We start from the raw sequence: 20,894 nt of genomic DNA on the forward strand, positions 1-20,894 counted from the left end.
AGTCTCGGTCATGGCGTATCGCTCTCCTCGAGAGGTTCTGGCAGGCTCGTCACCCGCCTCGATACGCCGCCTTCCTCACACCGTCATCACCCAGATTCCGCCATAGCTCCCGCCTACACCGACCTGGCTTCATCGACCAAGCAGGGCTATTTGCGAATGATGGATTTGCTCAAGCCACTCGATGAGATGCCGCTTGCTGAGTTGTCACCGCAATTCATCGCTGGGCTGCGAGATCGCATTGCGGAGAAACACGGCCGCAGGCAAGCGAATTACGTGATGGCGGTTGTGTCGGTTGCATGTGAGCACGGTAAGGAGCACGGGATCGTTCGCGATAATCCGGTCAAGGGCGTGAAGCGTGTCAAGAGGTCTCGAAGCGCACCACCAGCTAATCGACCTTGGACAATCGAAGAATGTCGAACTGTTCTCGCAGAACTTCCCTACCAGCTGAAATTACCAGTAGGGCTGGCAATGTTCACCGGTCTCCGCAAGGGTGATGTCTTGGCGTTGAAGAAGAGCGCGATTCGCGAAGGTCGAATTTGGCGGCGGACGAACAAGACGGGCCAAGAACTTTCACTCCCGATCCATCCCGACTTAGCTCAATTACTAAAGCAATCGCCGCAGCACATTGCGATCACTATCGCAGCGACAACCAGCGCGACCCCATGGACGGAGAGCGGCTTCAACTCCAGCTTCATCAAAGCGATGGGGGCTCTAAAGCGTGCAGGGAAGATCGGCGACGGGCTCACGTTTCATGGCCTGCGGCACACAGTTGGAACTCTCCTTATTGAGGCAGGCTTCGATATCGACACAGTCCGGCGATGGCTCGGCCAGAAGACGCTCGCAATGGCAATTCACTATTCCGAGACGGCGGACACTTCACAGCGAATGCGAGAGGTGATCGAGAAGTTGGATCCCTTGGGGAGCAAATCGCGAACGTAATTGTCTAGCCAGGCTTTGGAAGTGTCTAACGGCTCACCGTCAAACGCTGTAAGTCATTGAAATGATGGTGCCCAGGGGCGGAATCCCGCTTATCCTTCAAGCGCTTGATATATCAGAATAATTTCCGCGCGATTTTCAAGCCGTTCCAGCAACGATGCCGTCAGAGCTTTCGGCATCTGTTCAAGGCTGCGCAACGCAAGTTCAGCCGCCTAAAATAGCATCTTGTAGACGGCTCTTCCCCCTTCTCCCGCCTGTGCATGGCGCGCCGCGCAACCGCAAGCCCTATCGCTGCGTCCACGACCGTCCGCTATCGTGCGCTCACCCGTCCAGTCAGTTCCGCGAGAAAGCCGGAGTGGCACATGTCGCGCAGTTCGTCCCCCGCCTCTCCGCGCCGACGACAGGCGAGACAAGTCACAAAGGCTGATACGACGATGAGCGTGGGCAGCAGACTTTTTTTTCCGCCGAAGAGCCACCTGAAGGACAAGGCCGCACGCCTCTCGAGATTTCCCGCCCTCAGGCTGGAAGACTTGATCGGCCACCGGCTGAAAGATCCGAAAACCCAGGTAACCGCCGAACTGGTTGAGGAGATTCGTCGCCGAACTGAGGATCAGCTTAATCAAATCCTTGAGCAATTGGGTGTTGATCCTCAACACCCCGACAAGTGGCAGCGAGCCTTTCAGGAGCTCGCAGCCATTCATCACGGAGTTGGGATCATTTCATGGGTCCGCCCTCGCCCGCCGAACCGCAATGCGGCCAAGAAATCTACGCGCGACCTCGATCAACTGCTCTATAGCTACGTGACGGAGCTGAAAGAACAAGGCAAATCGCTCCCCGAAGCATTGGAGACCATTGCAAGAGACGTCGAGAAATGTGCGCTTTTGAAGGTGTCGGCAAGCAGCCGCTCGCAAAGACCTGACGTCGAACTAAAGGTCGAGGCTCTCCGGAAGAGGTATCGCCGCATCGCCAAGATGGCGCCGCCCGGCAGCTGGCTCGCGGCCGTTACCGGGACTTACCCGATTTATGGTTCTGAAAAGGACCAAGCCCGGCACACGCGAATCTTGCTGGCGACGATGCCGGACTTTGTCCCGTCCGGAAAATCAAGTCCGTCCAAAAAGCCGTAGGTTCGATTTTCCGCAACAGCGGCGGTTCTCTGCACACGCTCGCGTTCACCAGGGACGCGGCGGGGTGCTCCAATAGCCATCGAAGATCGAAAACTAGAAGGGAGCATCTCCTCGCCATCAGGGCCGCAGTCGGCCTTAAGCAGAGAGGAGACTTTTCTATGACCCAAACGGAGCTCCGCGAGCTTTTGCTTGGGGGCCGCTACGCCTACTCCATTTCCGAAGTCGCCAAAGCTGTCGGCGTAGGCCGCACGTTTCTATATCGCGAAATCCAGGACCGTAGACTCCGCATCCGCAAGGCGGGCCGCCGCTCGCTGGTCTACGAGGCGGATCTGCGCGCTTGGCTTGAAGCCCTGCCGGAAAAGTAACTTAACCCTCATCAAAAAACGGCCCGGACACTGCGCTCGCTACCACGCTACGCAGGCCGGGCCAAACAGGTCTCTATTCACATGAAAACCTATAGCAGCTTTGGCGCCAGCAGCAATGCTGATGTCGCCCATGATGCCGAGCGCGCCATGGAGCGGTGGGCTCGTCGCATCAGCCTGAACATTGGTTTGTCCTTTCCGCTCGCGCTGGCCTGGGTCCGCGCGAACATGCCGATCAAGGAGGCAAGCAATGACTGAGCTTGCCCGCCTCCTCGATCCGCCCACCCACGCGCGCATGATCCGCCTGGCGCACCTTCACGGTCGCAATCTCAACCAGCGCGAAATCGACCGGTTCGCCGCGCTCGGGGTGCCCGCCGTCAACCTCGGCACGCCATGGCCGGTGTTGGTCGATAAAGTCGCCTTCTGTGGGGGGTACTTCTCGTTCGCCGAGGACGTTGGCCTCGCCGGCGAGCAGGCCTTCACGTTTGTGGTGTTCAGCAACGCGGGAATGATCGACATCGCAGCTTGGCAGCCCGCGACCCAGCGGCTGGCTCTCTGGTGCGGCGAGGGCTTTGCCTTGGGCGAGCGCCAGATTCAGCATCCCAATCCGCTGGTCGACGGACTGCGCGTCTTCCGCAGCCCAATCGAGTGGCTGCGCGCGGGCCGCTGCGGCATCGTGATTTTGCAGCCCGGCTTCGCGCGCTCGGCGCTCGCCGACGTGCCGATCCTGGTGGCGGAAGATGAACTGCACCAGAAAGAACTGCAGGGGTACTTCGCTTTGACCGGCCCGCAGATCACGGTCGGGAAAGCCCTTAGCCTGGAGACCGCTTAATGACAGAGAGCGTCACCATGCTCAAGGGTACGATCGAGCGCCCGCTGCCGCTCGTCCGCCAGGCGCAGCCGGCCGGCAGCTTCCCCATCGAGGCCCTCGGTCCGGTCCTCGGCGACGCGGCCGCGGCCATCCACGAACACGTGCAATCGCCCCTCGCGATGTGCGGCCAGGCAGTCCTGGCCGCCGCCGCTTTGGTCGTCCAGGGCCATGCCGACGTCGAGCTTGCGACCGGGCAAATCAAGCCCGTTTCCAACTTTTTCTTGACCGTGGCGGCGTCCGGAGAGAAGAAGACGGCAACCGATCAGCGGGCGCTTGCGCCGGTCCGCAAGCATGAAGAGTTCTTGGCGGAAACGTACAAAGCCGAACGGCAGGCCTTCCTGAACGATCATGCCGCGTGGGACGCAGCACGCAAAGCGGCGATCAATTCTCACAAGGGCGATCGCAGCGCCATTCGCAATGCGCTGAACAAACTCGGTCCTGAACCCGTCGCCCCGCCGCTGCCGATGTTGACGTGTCCTGACCCGACATTCGAGGGCCTGACCCTCGCTTTGCAGCAGGGACAGCCGAGCATGGGGGTCTTTTCGTCCGAAGGCGGCCAGTTCGTCGGCGGCCATGCGATGTCGGAAGAGAACAAGTTGGCCAGCGCGGCAGCCTTCTCGAGTTGCTGGGACGGCGAGCCTATCAAGAGGGTGCGCGCCAAGGACGGCGTAACCGTCTTGCCAGGTCGCCGGCTCGCCATGCATTTGATGGTGCAGCCGGACGTGGCCCACATTCTTCTGTCGGACCCCGTACTGATCGACCAAGGGATGCTTTCTCGCTATCTGATGACCGCGCCCGAGGCTCAAGCCGGTCGTCGCTTTCACAAGGAGCCGAGTCCGGAATCCCGCGTCAAACTGGTCGAGTACGAGCGGCAAATGTACACCATTCTCCAACGGCAGCTCCCCCACGCAAACGGCAATCCGCATGAGGTCGCCCCGCAGGTGCTCCGGCTGACCAGCGAGGCGCGGACGCTGCTGATCAATTTCGCCGACCACGTGGAGGGGCAACTCGGCCCGGACGGCGAATTGAAGCCGATCTCGGGCTTGGGGAACAAGCTGCCGGAACATGCGGCGCGTCTGGCCGCGGTACTGACCATGTTCACTGATCCCGATGCGAAGGAGATCGGCTTGGAGGCAGTCGAGAGAGGAATCAAGCTGGCCCGGCACTACGCCGATGAAGCGCTGCGGCTCTTCGAGGGCGCAAAGATCGATGCCAAGCTCCGCCAGGCCGGTCGCTTGCTAGGCTGGCTTCACCAGTCCTGGAAGGAGCCCAACGTCTCGTTGCCCGACATCTATCAGAGGGGACCCAATTTCATCGGAAGCCGTAAAAGCGCGCTCGAGCTTGTCGCCGTACTTGAAGCGCATGGCTGGCTACGCAAGCTCCCCGGTGGAGCCTTAGTTGCTGGCGAACATCGACGGAATGTCTGGCACATCGTTCGCGAAACGTGAGCGCCGCCCCCTCCGCTAAAGTGCCTAAATTACCTAAAGTGCGCGAGAACTTTAGGTACTTTAGGTGCTTTAGGTGGGGTAGTCGCGAAAACTCCATTCGGTTATTTGGGGGGATGCGGCAAACCGCGAGGGCAACCCCATGAACCAAGCTGTTGAGACACGACTGTCTCACCTGCGAGCCGCTCAAAGATGTGGAGCTCGCAATCGAGCCGGTCGCCCGTGTGAGTGCCCTGCGATACGTGGACGCGCGCGTTGTCGTTTGCATGGAGGACGCAGTTCCGGCGCACCGAAGGGGCAGGAAAACGGGATGTATAAGGATGGATATTTCAGTGCCGAGGCTATTGCCGAGCGTCGTTGGGCCAAGTCCTTGGCAGCAGGGTTCGCGGGGACTGGGAAGGATGGCTGATCAAAAGCTGCCAACGAGAAGGGGCAAGGACTCACCTGTGCGGGTGCGTCTTCGGTGCATCAACGCTGATTTAGCGAAGCCTTATCCTCCTTCGGGTGATGGCACCGGATGGTGGGCGCGGCTCAAGGCTGCGCTCGGTACGTCCAGCAGCGATTTCGTGAATGCCACCCTGTTCCAGTTGCAGAGTGCCGCTCGGCTGCCCAACAGCGGCCTTTCAGAAATCGCAATGAACGCTGCGCTCAGCTTCATAGAGAGCGCTAAACCGCAGACTGAGATTGAGGCTGCTTTAGTTATCCAGATGGCCTGCACACACACTGCCGGAATGGCTGTGCTTTCGCGGATCGGCGGAGGCCACGGCGGCGACCGGCATGTCGCCATGATGGCAGCGGCCGCTAGCAAATTGCTCAGAGCATATGCCCTTCAGACCGATACGTTACGCCGGACGCGAGGGGGTGGCTCTCAATTTATGCGGATCGAACACGTCCACATTGAGCCCAATGCTCAAGCTGTGATCGGGAATCTTCAGACCCCGAGCAACGGAAATGAATGAAAAACTAGACTATCGCATCGCGCTGGGTGCTGCTCGAAGGTCCGGCCCGGCGACGCCGCAGCCAGCTCCGGTCCACGCGCGGAAGCCTACGGACCGTCGGTCCACTCTTGTGCTCCTGCCAGCAGCTAGACCCGCTTCCGCTCCCGTGAGTTTTTCTGGGGATTGCGTCGGGCCGTCTAGGTCGGTGCCGGGCGACGTGCGACTCTGATCCCGGTTGATCAACTCGGAGCCGCAAAATGTCTGACATTGAGCGTACCCTGGCCGGATTGCAGATGGTTATCCCCGGATGCGAACGGCGGACACTGCCGCGGTCCACAACCCGCGTTGACGACATCGGTCAGGGCCTGCTTGCCTTTTACAGGCCGCCGAGCCTGCGCGAACAGCTCGCGAGCCGCGGGGAGGCACCTTTGCGGCCGAGCAAAGGACAGAAAGCACCACCAAAAGGCGGCCTGTTCGGCCCCTAAGCCCCGGACCGGCGTGAACGACCCAAGAAGATGCGCACCGTTTAGTGCTCGCATTGTATCGCGACAAATCGCAGACCGAAGTGCGGTAGTTGCCAAAGGAGATTGCCGATCGCCCGCAATTCAGGTCGCTTGGATGCTCTATGACCGGCGCAAATACATTGGGAGTTGCGTTCTTGGTTTCAGTACTTGCAATCGTCATGTGGCGTTCGGGGGAACCAACTAATCTTTCAGGGTGCAGAGAGCAAGCAGCCCCTAGATTCCGATCTAACGATGCTATGCGCATTTGCTTAAGTTGTGCAACTCGAAGATCCGCGATCTTCATCAACTTATTGACGGCAGAAAACCGGAAAACAACTTGAGCGATCGGACCCGCCGCTATTTCGCTGAATATGCTGTTGCCGTCACGGCATACGGGAAAGAACTCGAAAAGGTCTTCGGCTTTGCCTTTTTGTCCGAGCACGATGACAGCGGAAAAGATGCCCCGCCCGGATCTATGCTGCGACGGGCTTACGACGCCATGATCGAGGCAAGGATGGAGCGAGACGAGCGGCACCCGCCCGGAACGTGGATGGGCTAACGAAAACCCGCGGCCGCATGGAGGCCACGACTAATGTAAACGGTTTTGCAGTTCGGCTGCTCTCAGCTCAGGTAAAATCAGTTCATGCAAGTTAGGCCCAGTTTATATGTGTTTCTTGCATCAACCGTTTCAGTTGGTGTGGACTGAACAAGAACGTATCAGGTGGTTTGGTGGCAAAATGGTAGCAGGCCGTTCGCGCGATGTTCACGCATAGGCGTCAAAGCAAGTTACAGAAAACTGCCGCTGCGGCACTCAACGTGATGGTCCAACAGTTCTCAGTGCAGCAGATCCTAATTCGGCAATTCGTGATTTCAGCCGCAGCGTCGTCGCACCCGGAATCTGTGCCAGGCTCCCCGCCAGTCGCGAAACGGGGAGATTTCAGGTGCTACCGGTTATCGCTGTTGCGTTGGCGACTTCGACCACAACGGCGTCGCCGACATCATGCGCCACGACACCCGCAACGGCCACATCGACGTAGCTGACAAAAAGCAGCAATTGCCGATCGAACTTTTTGCAGTAGGGAGCCGAACACTAGTTACCAGATCGGGTTTTCAATTGTGCGACCCCTCCGCGCTCCGACAATCCTCATCCCTGTTAAACAATACGCACAATATTTCACTGGGAGCTTTGATCCGCTCCTCCGACTCGGAAGTCGAAAGGCTTTCTCGCCAAAAGGGAAGGTTTTGGGCCGCCACATTCTTCAGCTTTTCGATGGAAGAGTAAAACGGCCAAATGTATGTGGCGCCGCCTTTCGTGGTGGCAGAAATGATCTTACCTCCCTCTTCGAAGGAAACGGCCTTCCAATCTTCCTCAGGTCCTCTTAACCGGCCTAAAGCCTCCTGCGACGGAAACTCATTTGAGAAGACAAGCAATCTCCCGTGCTGCGGGGCTAAGACCACGTATTTCCGGTCTCTAGTCATATCCGCTGCCGCCACTTCTCCGAAACGTGTAGGCACCCGCACGCTCACGGCAGGTTGATTTCCACGCGACAGCGCTACCGTGTCGTTTTCTCTTCCCATCGCTATATCGCTACTTGACGTAGTCGAGTTTGATAGTCGCGGTGACACTGGTGAATACCGGTTCCAGAACCGAAGGGTCCGATCATTGGTTGAGGATACGATACTGTTGGAAGAGACATCGAGCGCAAACACTGGAGCCCGATGACCTCGAAGCAAAATGCCCTCTTCAACATTTCCATTTTCCCGAAGCGGGAAGATTCGAATGGTCCCGTCGTCGGAACCCGTTACAAAGTAGTGCCCGGCGGGCTGAAATACGACTTGGAAAGAAACCCCGCTGCTACCCCGAATGGGGTGCACCTTTCCCTGTTCGATGTCCCAAAGCTGAAGACCATTTTGTGTGGAGGCAACAAGTCGGTTTGCGTCGATCGGGTTGAACACCAAGGAGAAGATCGATCCGGTGCGTTGACCGTCAGTGGGGGTGAGTTTCTTGACCAGCAACAAAGAAGCCGCATCGATTATCGAAATTTCCCCTGCGGGCGATCCGATTGCGAGACGTTTTCCGTCAGAACTGAACGCGAGTCCGGATGCCGGTTGAGCTGATTGGCCCACTTGGGCGTCGAATTTGGCATCCGCCGAATTCCAGGCTCCGATAAAGGCGCCGTCAATTGAGTTCCAGAGCTTTGCTTCTCTCTGAAAACCGCCGGTAAGTATTCGTGTTCCGTCAACGCTCCACACCCCCTGAGCCGCGGGGTTGAGAGGCGAGCCAAAGCTTGTAAGTAAGTCATTCGTCCGTCCTGCGCACGACGCAAAATACTTGTGCAACTTCTCTCGTGAGCATGGAGCAAACACGAACCCCGTGGGGCTTGTACCTAGGAGTAACCTACTGCCATCCGGACTCCATCGTATGTTCCCAAAGCCGGAGCCGGAGCCCGCAATGTCTGCACTGTCAACAAAGCGCGCAGTGTCAAAATCCCAAAAATAGACAGTGAGTCGACCCTGCGACGGGCCTACTCCCGCCACCAATCTCTTGCCAGGAGATATGGCGAGGCCGCTAAGATTACCCGGCAGTTTAACCAGCCGCATGGTCTCGCGGAGGTCGCCGACGGCAGCAAGGAGGCTGCGTTCATAGTCAAATGTATTAGGCAACCGATCAGGCTTGGATAACAGCAGCGCGGCGGCATCCGCACCGCCGGTCACCCCGGCTGGGTGTAGGATTCTCTCGGCTGCAAATGCTAAGACCGTGGAGCCAAATGTATTTTCGCGCTCCTCGGCTTTCTCCTTTTCCCGGAGAGCCCTGTCCGCTTCCGTCTTAGCCTGCAGCTTCTGATACTGCTGCGTCCCCAATCCAATCGACAGCACAACAGCTACAATACTAGCGGCAACAATAATATTGTATCGCTGCTTTCGGGCGGCGGCTATCGCTTCGGCTGCTTGCCGTTTTGTCTCGGCTGCCGCAGCCTCGGCATTGGCTTTAAAAGTGCGTTGCTTGGCTTCTTCTGTTTCAATCCGTTGCTTCTCTAGTTCATTGGCGTTCGATCTACTTCGCTCCAAAAGCGCAAGAACGTCGTCAAAGTTGTCTTCAGATTGATCTGAAATCAGTCCCCTCTCATAGCGAGCAGCCCAGTATCTATTCGGCAGGCTTCGAACCCACCAGCTCTCAATAGATGCAAGCTCTTCAGGCGGGATGGTGACATTGGCGCGAGCCATTCGGCATAGCCCTCTATACTGCTCTGCATTCTCCTGCTCCTCGCGGATCCAATCTATTTCGCCGCCCCCTTTTAGTTTGTCCCAATGTCGAATTAGGGCCTCGTGCCCGATATCAATGATCGACGTGTCGTCAAGGTCTGCTTCAGATGGCGCTCGCAGGAAGCTGCATGAAGGTTCGGCAAAACGATAAATCACGGTGCTTACCAGCTTACGGACCTCCTGACTCTCAAGCTCGTGTTCCGAGGCATTCGCCCCCAACGCGCAGTGCAGCAGATCCTTGAAACGTTGAGGCCTACGAGTCACCCGTCCGGCTTTATCAACATCCGTCAAAGACTGAAAAAGCCGCTTCGCCACGAGCGCGGCCGAGGTAGCTTCGACAGGATTGTCAGTTGCGTTTTTCAGGCTCCTCAAGACTTCATTTGCATGAACCGATAGGGCATTACCGGCTTCGCCAGCTACCCGATAATGCTGCACGGTTAGCCGCGGACGACGCTGTACGCCTTTTGCCACTTCTTCCGAGGCCTGCTGCCAACACCGCATCATGACGTGTTGAAGGATTGGTAGCTGATCAACGTCCTCGGTCGTGTCATTGAGAGCCTTTTGGATGAGCTCCATATCAATTTGGCCATTCGCACGCATTACCGGCGCGGAAATGGCTTCCGCTCGCTGGTCCCTTGTAAGCCCCGGCACCAGATACTGGCTTGCGCTTACCGCTTCGGGCAGTCCATGAAAACGCGCGCATTCGCCAATGAAATCCGACCGCATCGTTACCACAATGTGTATCGGTAAATTGAAGGACGAATTAGTAACGGCGAGGATTAGTTGAACGAATGCAGTTGCCTCATCTCGACGACGCGCGGCAAGTCTGGACTGGCTGGCCACCTGCTCGTTGAGCTCGGTGAATCGAAACAGTTCTTCGAACTGGTCTACGACTATGAGCCATCGTTTGGCGGAACGTGGTAAAAGATCAAAGGCTTCCGTCAAACCAAAGCTAGACCGGTGAAGGAGCAACTCGATCCTGTCGGTTCTTGCTGCAATCAGATCCGGGCCATCATGGTCTTCAGAAGCTGCAGTACCCAGAGCCTCGGCCAAAGCCCTGATAGGTGCCTTCCCTGGGTGCATTTCGATCCAGGACCACGCCTCCTCTCGACGTTCTAGCCTCGGCAACAGGCCCGCTCTGACCAGAGATGATTTGCCACTGCCGGAGGTGCCCACAATGGCAACAAATTTGCGTTGTGCCACCAAGGGTTCGAGAATATTTATCTGCTGGTTACGTCCAAAAAAGAACTCGTGGTCCCAATAACCGAACGGCAGCAGGCCAATAAATGGATGCTCCACGCTGGCAGCGGCCGTCGCGTTCATGAACGGCTCGGCCGGCATATAGTTTGGAAATGATCTGCTATTATCTTCTTTATCTCGCCAGGGCCGGAGGCGTCGACGATGCGATCAACCGCCGAGCCAACTCCGAATTCCGCTATCTCCGCTTTTGCATTGGATGAGGGTGGCCCGAGGAGCAAGATTAGCTGGCGCTTGCTTTGATTGCCTGATTTCCACGCCTGCAAGGCGGAACAAACCGTCTCGCTCGTGACCTCAGCTCGGTTAGCTGCAGCCCAGCAAACCACAGCATAATGGGCTTCACTGAGTAAAGCTCGTCGCGCCTGATCGATCTGTTGGGATGATCCATCATCGGTTTCTGGCCCCAGCAAAGGGGTTGCGCCCAGAGCTTTCAGTTCCCTGGCGATGTTCACAGCAAAGCTGCGGTCCATTGGCATGCTGTGAATGTAGATATTGGGGCGTAGGGAAGACGCGGCCTCTGGAAAGATGCGCTGAAGAACGAATTCTTTGAACCTTGCCGCGGTATCGCCATCGATCTCGTCTGTAGGACATTTATCGCCAAATCCGGATAGCACATCAATCGGATCCCGCAATTTCAGATTTTCGTCGGCCGGATTCGACCGCGGCATAATTTTCGGAGCCCAAATCAATCGATTGAATGTCGGATCCGCGAGGGCACGCCTCGCTGCTGCTGAGAGCTGAAACGGCACTAGGTCTTTGTCCAGGCCATCCGGCCGGGACCCCTTCCTTTTCCCAAGCAGGTGGATCGAAAGAGGGGAATTGGCCAGGGCATCCTGGATGCTCCTGGTTACTTGCTCAGCGTCGTCCGGCAACGCCGCTGACGGGTCCGGAAGAACGCGGCAGCCCCGCTGCATGAGCTCACGGGTGAGGCTACGATATTCTTCCAACAGGTCGGCGGCGGGCTTCGCAACAAAGATTGTGTGTATTGGAATGAAATCTGGAGTTTCGCTGGCTGTACTGGAACTGGGCTCGTCCTTCGCCCGATCACGCCTCGCCTCGTTGATGCCGCCAAGCTGCTCCAGTCTGTCGTAAATAGCGCGCGCGAGGCGGCGGACTGCAGAAATGTATTCGTCATAAAGGCAGACTCGACCACGCCAAAAAAATTCATCCTCTTCCTTTGTTTCGGCATCCTCCTGGTAGAACCGGATAGCTTGGACCCCACGAAGCGGCTCCGGGATCCAGCGATCTTCCACTCGATGCTTATCGATGCGCAACATACGCTTCGGTGACCCATCCGGGACTCCTCGCGCGGCCATTGTCGAAATTTCTCGAGCGCACCAATCGCTGTGCACGTAGTTTCGTGAGACAATCGCCAAGAAGATATCCGCATCCGATAGAGCCTCTTCGATCTTCAGGCTCCAGATGTCACCCGGTTCGATTTTTGCTCGATCGCGCCATAGTACGGCTTTGGGAACGCCCAACTGGTTTAGTTCCCACCTCACCTGCTGCGAGAGATACCGCACGAAGCCGCCCTCAGGCTTTTCCGGCGGCGGATCGTCGTCGAGACGGCGGTAACTTACAAAGACCGACCGTCCGGCGCCTTCTTCGTTCATTGCTTCTGACTTAGCGTCTCCCATAGTCCCCCCGGTCGCCTACCGATGGAGTTTGGTGATGTCTAGCCGCCTACCGATGGAGTTTGCATTTTCTAGCTTTGGTTGTCCAGTCCCAGGGTATTACAAGGAAGTCTCAAAACACTTGCCAACAAGAAGAGCGAGTAGAACGCCCGAGACGGCAGTGGTGGGCACATTGACCCTGCGGACGTGCAGGACGGCATGGTTGAAGTCGCCTGCTCCAAGCGTAGATCGACCCGCTCGCTCACCCTGAGCCCATGGCGGTAGGCTATCTGCGGTGCGGCAATGTTGTGCGCTACCCCAGATCTGAGCTAAATCAACTTCGTCAGAATGACCGCGTTCGTAATGCATGGCGCAACTTCATAAGTCTTTAGGAGAAAACGCAATTTGCGCTACTATCTAGCCAGCAAATTCGGACCTCAAGGATGAAGACTACTCCGTATTATTGGACCGCCTCGGCGACGCGCATATGAACTAGCTCACACTGTCCACCAGCGACATCGGGAAGAGTTGAATGTCTTCGCTTCGTTTTCGTGGGCCCCTGGCAATTCCGAATGGCCGCTCCGGCATCAAAAACGGAAGTCGCGGCCTTGCTACTGGATAAGCTTTGCTCCGGTGAGCGGACATCGTCAGGCTGTCTCGGCAATTCGAAAAGTGCCATTTCCGGACTCATGTGCCGCAACAAAATCAGGGTGGTTTTGGATGCCTTAGTCAGGCGGCCAGCTCATCGAGTAACGCCTTAGCCTGCTTCAAGTCCAGCGTGTCGAAGCCTTCGGTGAACCAGCCGTAGACCGGAGCGAGCAGATCGCGGGCCTCATGACGCTTGCCGTGATCGCGCCGGAGCCGCGCCACGCTCATTGCCGCGCGCAACTCCCAGGATTTGGCTCGCTGTTGATGTGCGACCGCAAGCGCGATCAAAATACGCTTCGGCTTTTGCCGCGTCTGGATCGGGCGACTTGAGGGCGGTTTCCCCAGCAATGCGATGCACCTCGGCCTCTCCCCATTTTTCTTTCGACCTTTCTATTGTCTCTATCGCGTCGCCAATGCAGCGCCAAACATCGTCAAGCTGGCCAAGTTCAGCATAGGCCATTGCCAAATACTGCAGGTGCTGCGGTTCGCCTTCTAGAAGCGCGGATCGCGCCAGCGAGCGCTGTCCCGGAGTGCGCCACCATTCGATAGCGGCTTCCGTCATCCCTGCCTGCGTGAAGTGATGCGCGAGCAACTCCGGCTGGCTTTGGGCAATCCGTAAATTGGTTTTCAAGCGTTTCAGCAATGCAGGCGTGCAGCGCGTGGCGCGGATCGCGCATCAGCGTGCCATAGGCCGCGTCTCGTACCAATGCGTGTTTGGACAAATAACTCGCGTGTGGTGGCGCACCCTGCTGGAACAGCAACCCTGCCGCCATTAGGCGGTCAAGGACGGAGTGTAGTTCCGCTTCCGCCTAGTGGGTCGACAACGTCACGTTCGTCAAGCAGCGAGGAGAGATGCGTCGCTCCAGGTAGGGCGCAACATCGACCGTCCCTTGACTGGCGGACACGCGCTGGATGAGGAGCGCGTACCATTTCAGCGTCATCGGGTAGTTGATTGACTCGATTGCCGGCATCAACAAGTCGGTCCCCTCCTTGAATCGGCCCGCCGCGAGCGCCGTGATCCCGCGATAGGCGTTCGTCGTCCAGCGAGAACGCGTGTTCGCGGCCCACCGGTACAGCATTGCCAAGTCCAATACCACTTCGATCCCTGAAATCCGGTCCCCGCGCGAATGCCTTCGCAATACTATCTGTCCTCTTACTGGGCGCTCGCTCTTGCATTTGATCCATCCTAGGTTGAAGATGAATTAAACGAAACGAAATCGAATTCTTACGGTCACTCTTAGAGATCCGATACTTTAGGGGCGGACGCCAAGGGGCGTTGATGCAAGACTGGATCGAACTCGAATCGCTGCACGTCGTGTCCGACCTACATTTGGGCGGAGACGTAGGCTTTCAGATCTTTGGCTCGACTGATGAGTTGGCGTGGCTCATTGATCATGTTGCGACCGCGACATCGCCGGGTACGCACGGGCTATTGATCAACGGCGACATTGTCGATTTCCTCGCCGAGGGACCGAGCAGATACTTCGATCCGGACGGAGCCGTCGCGAAGCTCGACAGTGTGTGGCAGCACTTTGAACCGATATTTGCTGCACTGCAGCGTTTGCTCGACACGCCGGATCGGCTGCTTATGATCAACTTGGGCAACCACGATCTCGAGCTGGCGCTTCCCTGGGTGCGCGCGCATCTGACAGAAAGAGTGACCAAGGGAAGCGCATCCGCGGGGGCGCGGCTGCTGCTAGTGACCGATGGCACTGGGGTTCGTTGTCGCGTCGGCAGCGCCAAAGTGCTTGCTTTGCACGGCAACGAGGTCGACGGCTGGAATGTTACCGACCACGAGCGCTTGCGTCGGATCGGACGAAACTGCCAGTTCGGCCTGCCTTTTGATAGCTGGACGCCAAACGCCGGCACGCAGATGGTCATCGAGGTGATGAACCAGATCAAGCGCGACTACCCATTCGTCGACCTACTCAAGCCGGAGACGGGAGGTGTGCTACCCATCCTCGCTGCACTAAGACCCGGGGTTCACCGCAAGCTGCTGGATCTAGCTGGGATTGCCGGACGCAAGGCGTGGGACCTGACGCGCATGCGCGGCGGCTTCCTAGATGCCGAGACGCCTGCAGCCTTTCCTGCCGAAGGATACCGCCCAGCACCGGTGTTCGCTGCACCCGCACCTGCACGGAGCCGTGAGACGCTGCTGCGTGATGTTGAATCGGCGTGGCGCCAAGGGATAGCACCGATCTCGCTGGTTCGCGGCACGCAGGATCAGCAGCTCGGGTTCTGGAGCGCTACGCAGGATTTCGTGACCGGGAGGCCGAAGCACGAGGTGTTGCGCGAGGCCCTCGAACACCTTGATCACGACCGCAGTTTCGATCCGGCCGCCCCGGACGACACTTTCCGCGAATTGGACTCGATGGTCGGCGTCGAAATTGACCTGCTGTTGGCCGGACACACGCACCTGGAGCGTTCGGTTCCGCGGAGTCGTGGACGAGGCCACTACTTCAACAGCGGCACCTGGGCGCGCTTGATCCGCGTCGAGCCGGCTGTGCGCCAGAATGAGGCAGCATTCAAGTCACTATTCAGCGTGCTCAACGGCGGAACGATGGAAGTCCTCGACAACGCGCGCATCAACTTTGGTGGCGTCGATCGCGAGGTTGTGCTCCGGCGCAACACGGTCGTGCTGATCGAAGCCGACCGGGCTGCAGGCAGCGTGCGTGCGTCGCTCCAACATGTGTTGCCCGCCAATGGCCCGCAACCGATCCGACTCGAACCGGCCGGCGCTGAGACTTGGACGGGAGACTGACGTCATGCGGACGATCACGCTCGAGCTCGTACGGCACGGCCCGGCGAACAATCAGCTGTTGTCGCCTCTCACCCAGTATTTGGCACTCTGCGAGAATCATCCGGCGGTAACGCTGCAGCTGCAGCTGGAGCATAACCAGATGCTCTATCGACTGAGTGCGCTCGCCTATCGAATGGGAAAGGAACCGCGTGAGTTTCAGTTGCGGGATACCGCCCAGTTGGTGGGCGACTTGCTGGCGCGTATTCCAGGTCTGACTGCTGACATGAACCGCCGCGAGGATCTACCGGTTGACGTCTCCGGCCAGAATGTTGAGGGGGATCGGGTAACCCACCTGAGATTGGTGCTATCGGCCTCCGAATTGGCGCTGCTGCCATTCGAATTGGCGGTGGCGCCGATCGGATTTCCCGGTGCGGGACAATCGCTGCTACTTCAGTCGGTACACCCGGTAGCGATCACGCGTGAGACGCGCCGCGTGGCGGAGGAGCAGGTGGTGTGGCCGGAGAGAACGCGGGTGCTCTTCGTCGTAGCTTCGCCGCCGGAGGTGCCCGCTCCGCCGGCCGCGGCACACCTTTTGGCGTTGCGGCGCACGCTTGAACCGTGGGTCGGGACGCGCAGCCGCTCGGGCGACGGAGCTACCAGCGATCCGGAGAATGATCGCCTTGCGCAACACCTGACCGTTCTGACGGAGGCCAGCCTGGAGGCCATCGAAGCCGCCTGTTCGGAAGGCAAATACACGCACGTGCATATCCTGGCGCATGGCGGCGAATACGCTGACGGTTACGACACACGCTTCGGTCTGCTGCTGCATGACAGTGCGCATCCGATGGGGCCAGCCGACCGCGTGAGTGGCGAGCGCCTCGCAACTGCGCTGCGCACGTCGCGCAAGGGTGCGCCGGGTCAACTCGCGCGGCCCGCTGTCGTAACGCTGGCGAGTTGTTACAGTGGGGCTGTGGGCTCGATCACTGGCGTTGGCGCAAGCATCGCGCATGCGCTGCACGCCGACGGCATCCCTATGGTGATCGCGTCACAGTTCCCGCTGTCCTTCGGCGGCTCGGTCCGAATGGTGGAGATGCTCTACGAAGGGCTCCTGTCAGGTGAGGATCCTCGCCGGTTGTTGATCGACCTGCGCCGTTCGCTGCATACGCAGTTCCCGGACACGCACGACTGGGCAAGCATTACCGCATACTCCTCACTGCCACCGAACTTCGACCGCCAGCTGGCAGCTGTGCAGATCCAGCGCGCGCGACTCACTATTGAGGTCGCTCTGGGCCTCGCTGATGAGGTGGTGGCGCGAGTCGAGCGCAGTGATCGCCGCTCACGCAAGGTGACGGCAACCCAGGACCGCAGTACAGCGGCAGCCCTCGGCGCGACCGAAATTAAGTCGGCCATGAACCGCGTGCAGGAAGCGCGCGCGCGGCTCGCACGGCTGGTCGATCGGTTGCCTTCGGAGCGCGCCCGCATCGTCGCCCTGCTCGCCAGCGCCGACAAGCGCGAGGCGGCGCTGGAGTACGAGACACTAAAACGATCGTCGAGCACGGTCCCAATGACTGAGCTCGACAAGCGCGTGTGGCCACCGCTTGAGCGCGCGCGCAAGCTCTATGACGACGCCTTCGGTTTCAACGCAGCTGCGTATTGGGCCGTGGTTCAGTATATCAGTCTGAGTGTTGTCATGCGGCACGGTGGTCGCCTGACGCAGGGTGCCGACGCCCCGAACGAGGAGATTGGCAAACTGTGGGCATTGGCGGAGGTGCAGTCGCTTCGCGCACTCTCGAGCCTGGACTACGAGCGACGCGCGTGGGCACTGGGCAATCTAATTGAGCTGTACATCCTAGCGCCTGTGATGAATGAGGTGGTGCAGGCCCGAGCAAACCCCGGACCGCCCCCCGACTGGAGGGCTCTCGCCACGCAGTACGCGAAGGATCTGGCCAAAATGGCGCAACCTGGCACGTTTGCGGTCTTTTCCACGCGGCGGCAGATCGTACGATATCTTGATCTTTACGCTGAACTCTGCCCATCGGGGGCCCTAGAGGCAGCGGTTGCCATCGCCGAAGAGGTCGTTCGCCTACTGCCTGCGCAGCTGCCCGAGGACGTCCCGGAAAGGTGACCCGCGCCAGAAATTCGCTAAATTACTCCGTGAGCTGAACCCGGAACATTCTTTGCGGCTCTGGAACATGCGAACTGGGCGTATCAGAGCGCGGAAGTGCAAAATCCCCGATTTCGTCCCGGCTGTCGAACTCATGCGCTACTAGTACCTCGTCACAGTGACTATCATTCTCTGGAAGTGGCGGGATAGGCCGAGCTATTTTGGCGCGAGCCTTGTCTGTTGTGAACATCCATTTGATGCGGGAGCGGGCGGCGTTTCGTTGTCGTTCCCAGACGGTGATTTCGCGGCGCAGTCGCTTGGGATCGTCGATCCTACGATCCAGGCACTGGCCCCGAGGGACTCCGATTTCGATGTCGACCATGTTGAGCCAGCTTGCGTGTTTTGGGGTGTAGTGGAACTCGAGCCGGCGTAAAATCCGTCTGGCTTAGGCGGGCGGGAACGCCTGATAGAGGGAGCCGGCGGAGTGGGTCGGTAAATTATCCTGGACGACCCGGATGATCTCGGCGTCGGGATAATGGATGTCGACGCGATCACGCATGCATTGGGCGTAATCCCTTGCCGCTCGCCGCTCGGTGACCTTGACCTTGCGCTAGGGACGATGACTCCTGCCGGTGCTAATCTGACCGCCGGACCCTCCTGTCAAAATCACTGTGCAGAGCCCCCCAGGATCGGTTTGCCTGCTTCATCAAGATGGCTGGGTCAGCCTGACCAACAACGCCGCTGAACGCTCCCTCTGTGGGTTGTCCCGGAACAAGTCGCGGCTCTTGCAGGCCGAGCAGGGCGGCGCTTCTTGCTTTTTTCACGTAGCGGTCGGCGAAAGCACGCGCTGAACAACTGACGTGCCAACCCCAAGGGTTCGACCGATTTTTAGGATACCCATGCCCTCGGCCCTCAGCTCGCGGATGCGAGCCTCCACCGACGACGTGACCGGACGCCGACCTAACTTGATTCCACGCTCCTTAGCCCGCGCAAGCCCGGCATTGACCCGCTCCCGGATCATGCCGCGTTCGAACTCGGCGAAAACGCCGCACATCTGAAACATCGCTCTTCCGGAAGGTGTGCTGGTGTCGAGTGCTTGCTGATGCAGATACAGATGGCAGCCTAGAGCCTGGAGGTCCGTCAAGAAGCTGACGAGGTCCTGAAGGCTACGGCCGAGCCGGTCGACGGACCAGGCCGCGATCATGTTGATCTTGCGTGCTGTGGCATCCTTGAGGAGTCGGTCGAAGCCAGGACGCTTGTCGCGCCCTTTTGCACCGCTGATGCCGGCGTCTTCATAGACTCCTATCACTTCCCAGCCCGATCGCGCGGCGACTGCCTCAAGTTCGCGTCTCTGATTGGCGGTATTCTGCCCGCCCGTTGAGACCCGAAGGTAAATGCCCACACGCTTCATGACTCGCCTCCGCTCTACACGAATGAAAGCATACGCATGGCCATACGAAAATCAAGTGTTTTCCGTATGAAACTTTCTGTGCTGCGGAGTCCTGAAAAATCAGGATCTTTCACGCGACGATCGGGGAGGGTTTTCGGTATATCTTACCCGCAGACTCCGCATGGTCGAGAACCGGAAGCTTCCACCGGCGAAACCGAAGCGACAGCGACGGGCGCTTCATCTCGGATTCCAAGAATACGTTCTAGAAATCACCGGCTGGTGCTGGAGTTATTCCCTAAGCTCGGACTTGTCGCGGCAACGCATCGAGCCGTACCATGAATTCCGGCACCTTGTGATCAAGGGCACCATGCTGAAGCCCACCGAACTGCGGACTGACCAGGTTGAGGTGACGCAACTGCCAGACCGCGATCTGGACGAGGAACGTCGCAAGAATCATGAGCCGATCTAGATCGGCTCGCTTGAGCTCCACGACGACAAGATGGTCGGGCTGATTCCGATGTCAATGGACGGACTGTCGCCCGTTCTTCTCATGTTGATCAGCAATCGGTTCAAGTACCTGGCGATGAGCGGCACCGAGATGTATCGACGCAACACCAGGCTGGGCGGGTTTAGTCTGGAAATGACCGCAGACGAAGAAGAGGCCACTGACTTGGCAAATGCAAGATAGTCGTAAATCATCTTCGCGTGTAGGTGCTTTTGGCGTCAACATGCCGGCTGTCGACCTGTCTCGGGCGACGATCTTACGGCTAAAACGAGGTTAAGACTACGCCAGGGCGTCCAAAGCTACATCCTCCCATCGCTTCATTTGAGTCTTCAATCTCTCGGTTGGCCATACTGCGGCTCGAAGCGGATATCCGAGGTACAACTTTTTCTCAGCATTTTTGGTATGGAAGATTCGCGGTCCCAACCAGACCTCTGAAGATTTCGGTTCGATTGGCACTAGCCTAAGCGGGCCAGTAGTCACACTGGCGCCGTCTATTGAATTGATCCTATCGATTTCTTCAGTAGTCCACCATCGTGATTGTTCCGCCTGCCAAACCGGCCTCTGATGATCTTCTGAAGCGCAACAGCTGAGCCATCCTTCCGATCTAGTTCGCGGATAAGAAATCCGGCAAATATTTCACGACCGTTCCCTGCAGCGATGTCAATGCGTCCATGGTTTGGATTGGGCCCGCGATTCACATACCAAGCTCCGTGTCGCGCCTGTCCAGACTTCCTGTCTGTACAAGGGTCACACCAGGCTCGACCCGTCCAAAGATACAGTTCGAGAGCTGTGATCGACCATTCCTGCCCCTCATACGCCAATCGGTGTTCGAGCATGATCGTTCTGGCAGCCGGAATAAAACGCTCCAATATAGATTGAATATCGTCCGCTCCTTCAAAGTCCGGAATCATGAGCCGCCCCCCCGGGCATGGACTGAGTTAGGCGGTTGATTCCGCCACCAACATTGGCATCTACACTGTTTCTCAGCGCAAGGATTTCTCGTCCCGGAAATGCGTATGCAATTAGCAGCGGCGACGGCAGTAAGCCGCCTGCCCCGCACTTTGCTACTTTAGTCGAGCGTTGCGCCAGGACGGACACCGGTGGTACCGGAGCCAGCTAAGAATATCCATCACTGACTATTCTCACCCACAGTGTCCCCGCCCACGAGCACGGAAAGCTCAGCGACAACATGCG

At 58.3% G+C, this 20,894-nt stretch carries 21 protein-coding genes and 1 pseudogene; 14 read left to right on the top strand and 8 right to left on the bottom strand.

Annotated features, from left to right (window positions below; translation table 11 throughout):
• The 10 genes from QJT78_RS22980 to QJT78_RS23025 form a co-directional block, all read left to right on the top strand.
• A partial coding sequence (locus QJT78_RS22980) for a tyrosine-type recombinase/integrase (RefSeq protein WP_281460298.1) occupies positions 1–939 on the top strand: 939 nt, incomplete at its 5' end.
• Positions 940–1,370: 431 nt separating this feature from the next.
• Positions 1,371–2,060, top strand: coding sequence for a hypothetical protein (locus tag QJT78_RS22985; RefSeq protein ID WP_281460299.1), 690 nt, complete (start codon positions 1,371–1,373; stop codon positions 2,058–2,060).
• Positions 2,061–2,218: 158 nt separating this feature from the next.
• The gene (locus tag QJT78_RS22990; protein ID WP_281460300.1) at positions 2,219–2,425 is read left to right on the top strand and encodes an excisionase family DNA-binding protein; all 207 of its coding nucleotides are present in this window, start codon (positions 2,219–2,221) and stop codon (positions 2,423–2,425) included.
• A gap of 81 nt (positions 2,426–2,506) precedes the next feature.
• Positions 2,507–2,680, top strand: a complete 174-nt coding sequence (locus tag QJT78_RS22995; protein WP_281460301.1) for a hypothetical protein — start codon at positions 2,507–2,509, stop codon at positions 2,678–2,680.
• Positions 2,673–3,254 carry a hypothetical protein gene (locus tag QJT78_RS23000; RefSeq protein WP_281460302.1) on the top strand — a complete coding sequence of 194 codons (582 nt, stop codon included), beginning with the start codon at positions 2,673–2,675 and terminating at the stop codon, positions 3,252–3,254. Before QJT78_RS22995 ends, QJT78_RS23000 begins: the two co-directional genes overlap by 8 nt.
• Positions 3,254–4,741: a YfjI family protein gene (locus QJT78_RS23005; RefSeq protein ID WP_281460303.1), complete on the top strand. Its 1,488-nt coding sequence runs from the start codon at positions 3,254–3,256 to the stop codon at positions 4,739–4,741. Before QJT78_RS23000 ends, QJT78_RS23005 begins: the two co-directional genes overlap by 1 nt.
• 139 nt (positions 4,742–4,880) lie before the next feature.
• Complete coding sequence (locus QJT78_RS23010; RefSeq protein ID WP_281460304.1) at positions 4,881–5,147, top strand: HGGxSTG domain-containing protein; 267 nt, start codon at positions 4,881–4,883, stop codon at positions 5,145–5,147.
• Complete coding sequence (locus QJT78_RS23015; RefSeq protein WP_281460305.1) at positions 5,140–5,697, top strand: hypothetical protein; 558 nt, start codon at positions 5,140–5,142, stop codon at positions 5,695–5,697. Before QJT78_RS23010 ends, QJT78_RS23015 begins: the two co-directional genes overlap by 8 nt.
• A gap of 236 nt (positions 5,698–5,933) precedes the next feature.
• On the top strand, positions 5,934–6,161 hold the full coding sequence (locus tag QJT78_RS23020; RefSeq protein ID WP_248888927.1) for a hypothetical protein: 228 nt from the start codon (positions 5,934–5,936) through the stop codon (positions 6,159–6,161).
• Positions 6,162–6,516: 355 nt separating this feature from the next.
• A complete protein-coding gene (locus QJT78_RS23025; protein ID WP_281460306.1) occupies positions 6,517–6,738 on the top strand; it encodes a hypothetical protein in 222 nt (73 codons plus the stop codon).
• 551 nt (positions 6,739–7,289) lie between these two features.
• Here QJT78_RS23025 and QJT78_RS23030 read toward each other — a convergent pair.
• From QJT78_RS23030 to QJT78_RS23050, 5 genes are all read right to left on the bottom strand, one after another.
• Entirely contained in the window at positions 7,290–10,766 is a 3,477-nt protein-coding gene (locus QJT78_RS23030) for an AAA family ATPase (protein ID WP_281460307.1), read from the bottom strand.
• A complete protein-coding gene (locus tag QJT78_RS23035) occupies positions 10,763–12,313 on the bottom strand; it encodes a toll/interleukin-1 receptor domain-containing protein (protein ID WP_281460308.1) in 1,551 nt (516 codons plus the stop codon). Before QJT78_RS23035 ends, QJT78_RS23030 begins: the two co-directional genes overlap by 4 nt.
• Before the next feature lie 729 nt (positions 12,314–13,042).
• Complete coding sequence (locus QJT78_RS23040; protein ID WP_281460309.1) at positions 13,043–13,189, bottom strand: hypothetical protein; 147 nt, start codon at positions 13,187–13,189, stop codon at positions 13,043–13,045.
• A complete protein-coding gene (locus QJT78_RS23045) occupies positions 13,146–13,604 on the bottom strand; it encodes a hypothetical protein (protein WP_281460310.1) in 459 nt (152 codons plus the stop codon). Before QJT78_RS23045 ends, QJT78_RS23040 begins: the two co-directional genes overlap by 44 nt.
• A gap of 166 nt (positions 13,605–13,770) precedes the next feature.
• Complete coding sequence (locus QJT78_RS23050) at positions 13,771–14,040, bottom strand: hypothetical protein (protein ID WP_281460311.1); 270 nt, start codon at positions 14,038–14,040, stop codon at positions 13,771–13,773.
• Between the two features lie 200 nt (positions 14,041–14,240).
• Here QJT78_RS23050 and QJT78_RS23055 point away from each other — a divergent pair, with 200 nt between their 5' ends.
• Positions 14,241–15,722, top strand: coding sequence for a metallophosphoesterase (locus tag QJT78_RS23055; protein WP_281460312.1), 1,482 nt, complete (start codon positions 14,241–14,243; stop codon positions 15,720–15,722).
• Between the two features lie 4 nt (positions 15,723–15,726).
• A complete protein-coding gene (locus QJT78_RS23060; protein ID WP_281460313.1) occupies positions 15,727–17,826 on the top strand; it encodes a CHAT domain-containing protein in 2,100 nt (699 codons plus the stop codon).
• 190 nt (positions 17,827–18,016) lie between these two features.
• Here the strand turns inward: QJT78_RS23060 and QJT78_RS23065 are convergent.
• Both QJT78_RS23065 and QJT78_RS23070 read right to left on the bottom strand, forming a co-directional pair.
• Positions 18,017–18,430 (bottom strand): annotated as a pseudogene (locus QJT78_RS23065) (transposase); the annotation flags it as partial.
• A gap of 195 nt (positions 18,431–18,625) precedes the next feature.
• Positions 18,626–19,216 carry a recombinase family protein gene (locus QJT78_RS23070; protein ID WP_248888935.1) on the bottom strand — a complete coding sequence of 197 codons (591 nt, stop codon included), beginning with the start codon at positions 19,214–19,216 and terminating at the stop codon, positions 18,626–18,628.
• A gap of 160 nt (positions 19,217–19,376) precedes the next feature.
• On the opposite strand from QJT78_RS23070, the gene QJT78_RS23075 reads away from it, so the two are divergent.
• Together QJT78_RS23075 and QJT78_RS23080 are read left to right on the top strand one after the other, a co-directional pair.
• Positions 19,377–19,664, top strand: a complete 288-nt coding sequence (locus QJT78_RS23075) for a hypothetical protein (RefSeq protein WP_281460314.1) — start codon at positions 19,377–19,379, stop codon at positions 19,662–19,664.
• A gap of 30 nt (positions 19,665–19,694) precedes the next feature.
• A complete protein-coding gene (locus QJT78_RS23080) occupies positions 19,695–19,883 on the top strand; it encodes a hypothetical protein (protein WP_281460315.1) in 189 nt (62 codons plus the stop codon).
• A 308-nt stretch (positions 19,884–20,191) separates the two neighbouring features.
• On the opposite strand, the gene QJT78_RS23085 is transcribed toward QJT78_RS23080, so the two are convergent.
• Complete coding sequence (locus QJT78_RS23085; RefSeq protein ID WP_281460316.1) at positions 20,192–20,611, bottom strand: hypothetical protein; 420 nt, start codon at positions 20,609–20,611, stop codon at positions 20,192–20,194.
• Between the last annotated feature and the right edge of the window lie 283 nt (positions 20,612–20,894).

The organism is Bradyrhizobium sp. Mp27, assembly GCF_029953005.1.
Classification (GTDB): Bacteria; Pseudomonadota; Alphaproteobacteria; order Rhizobiales; family Xanthobacteraceae; genus Bradyrhizobium; species Bradyrhizobium barranii.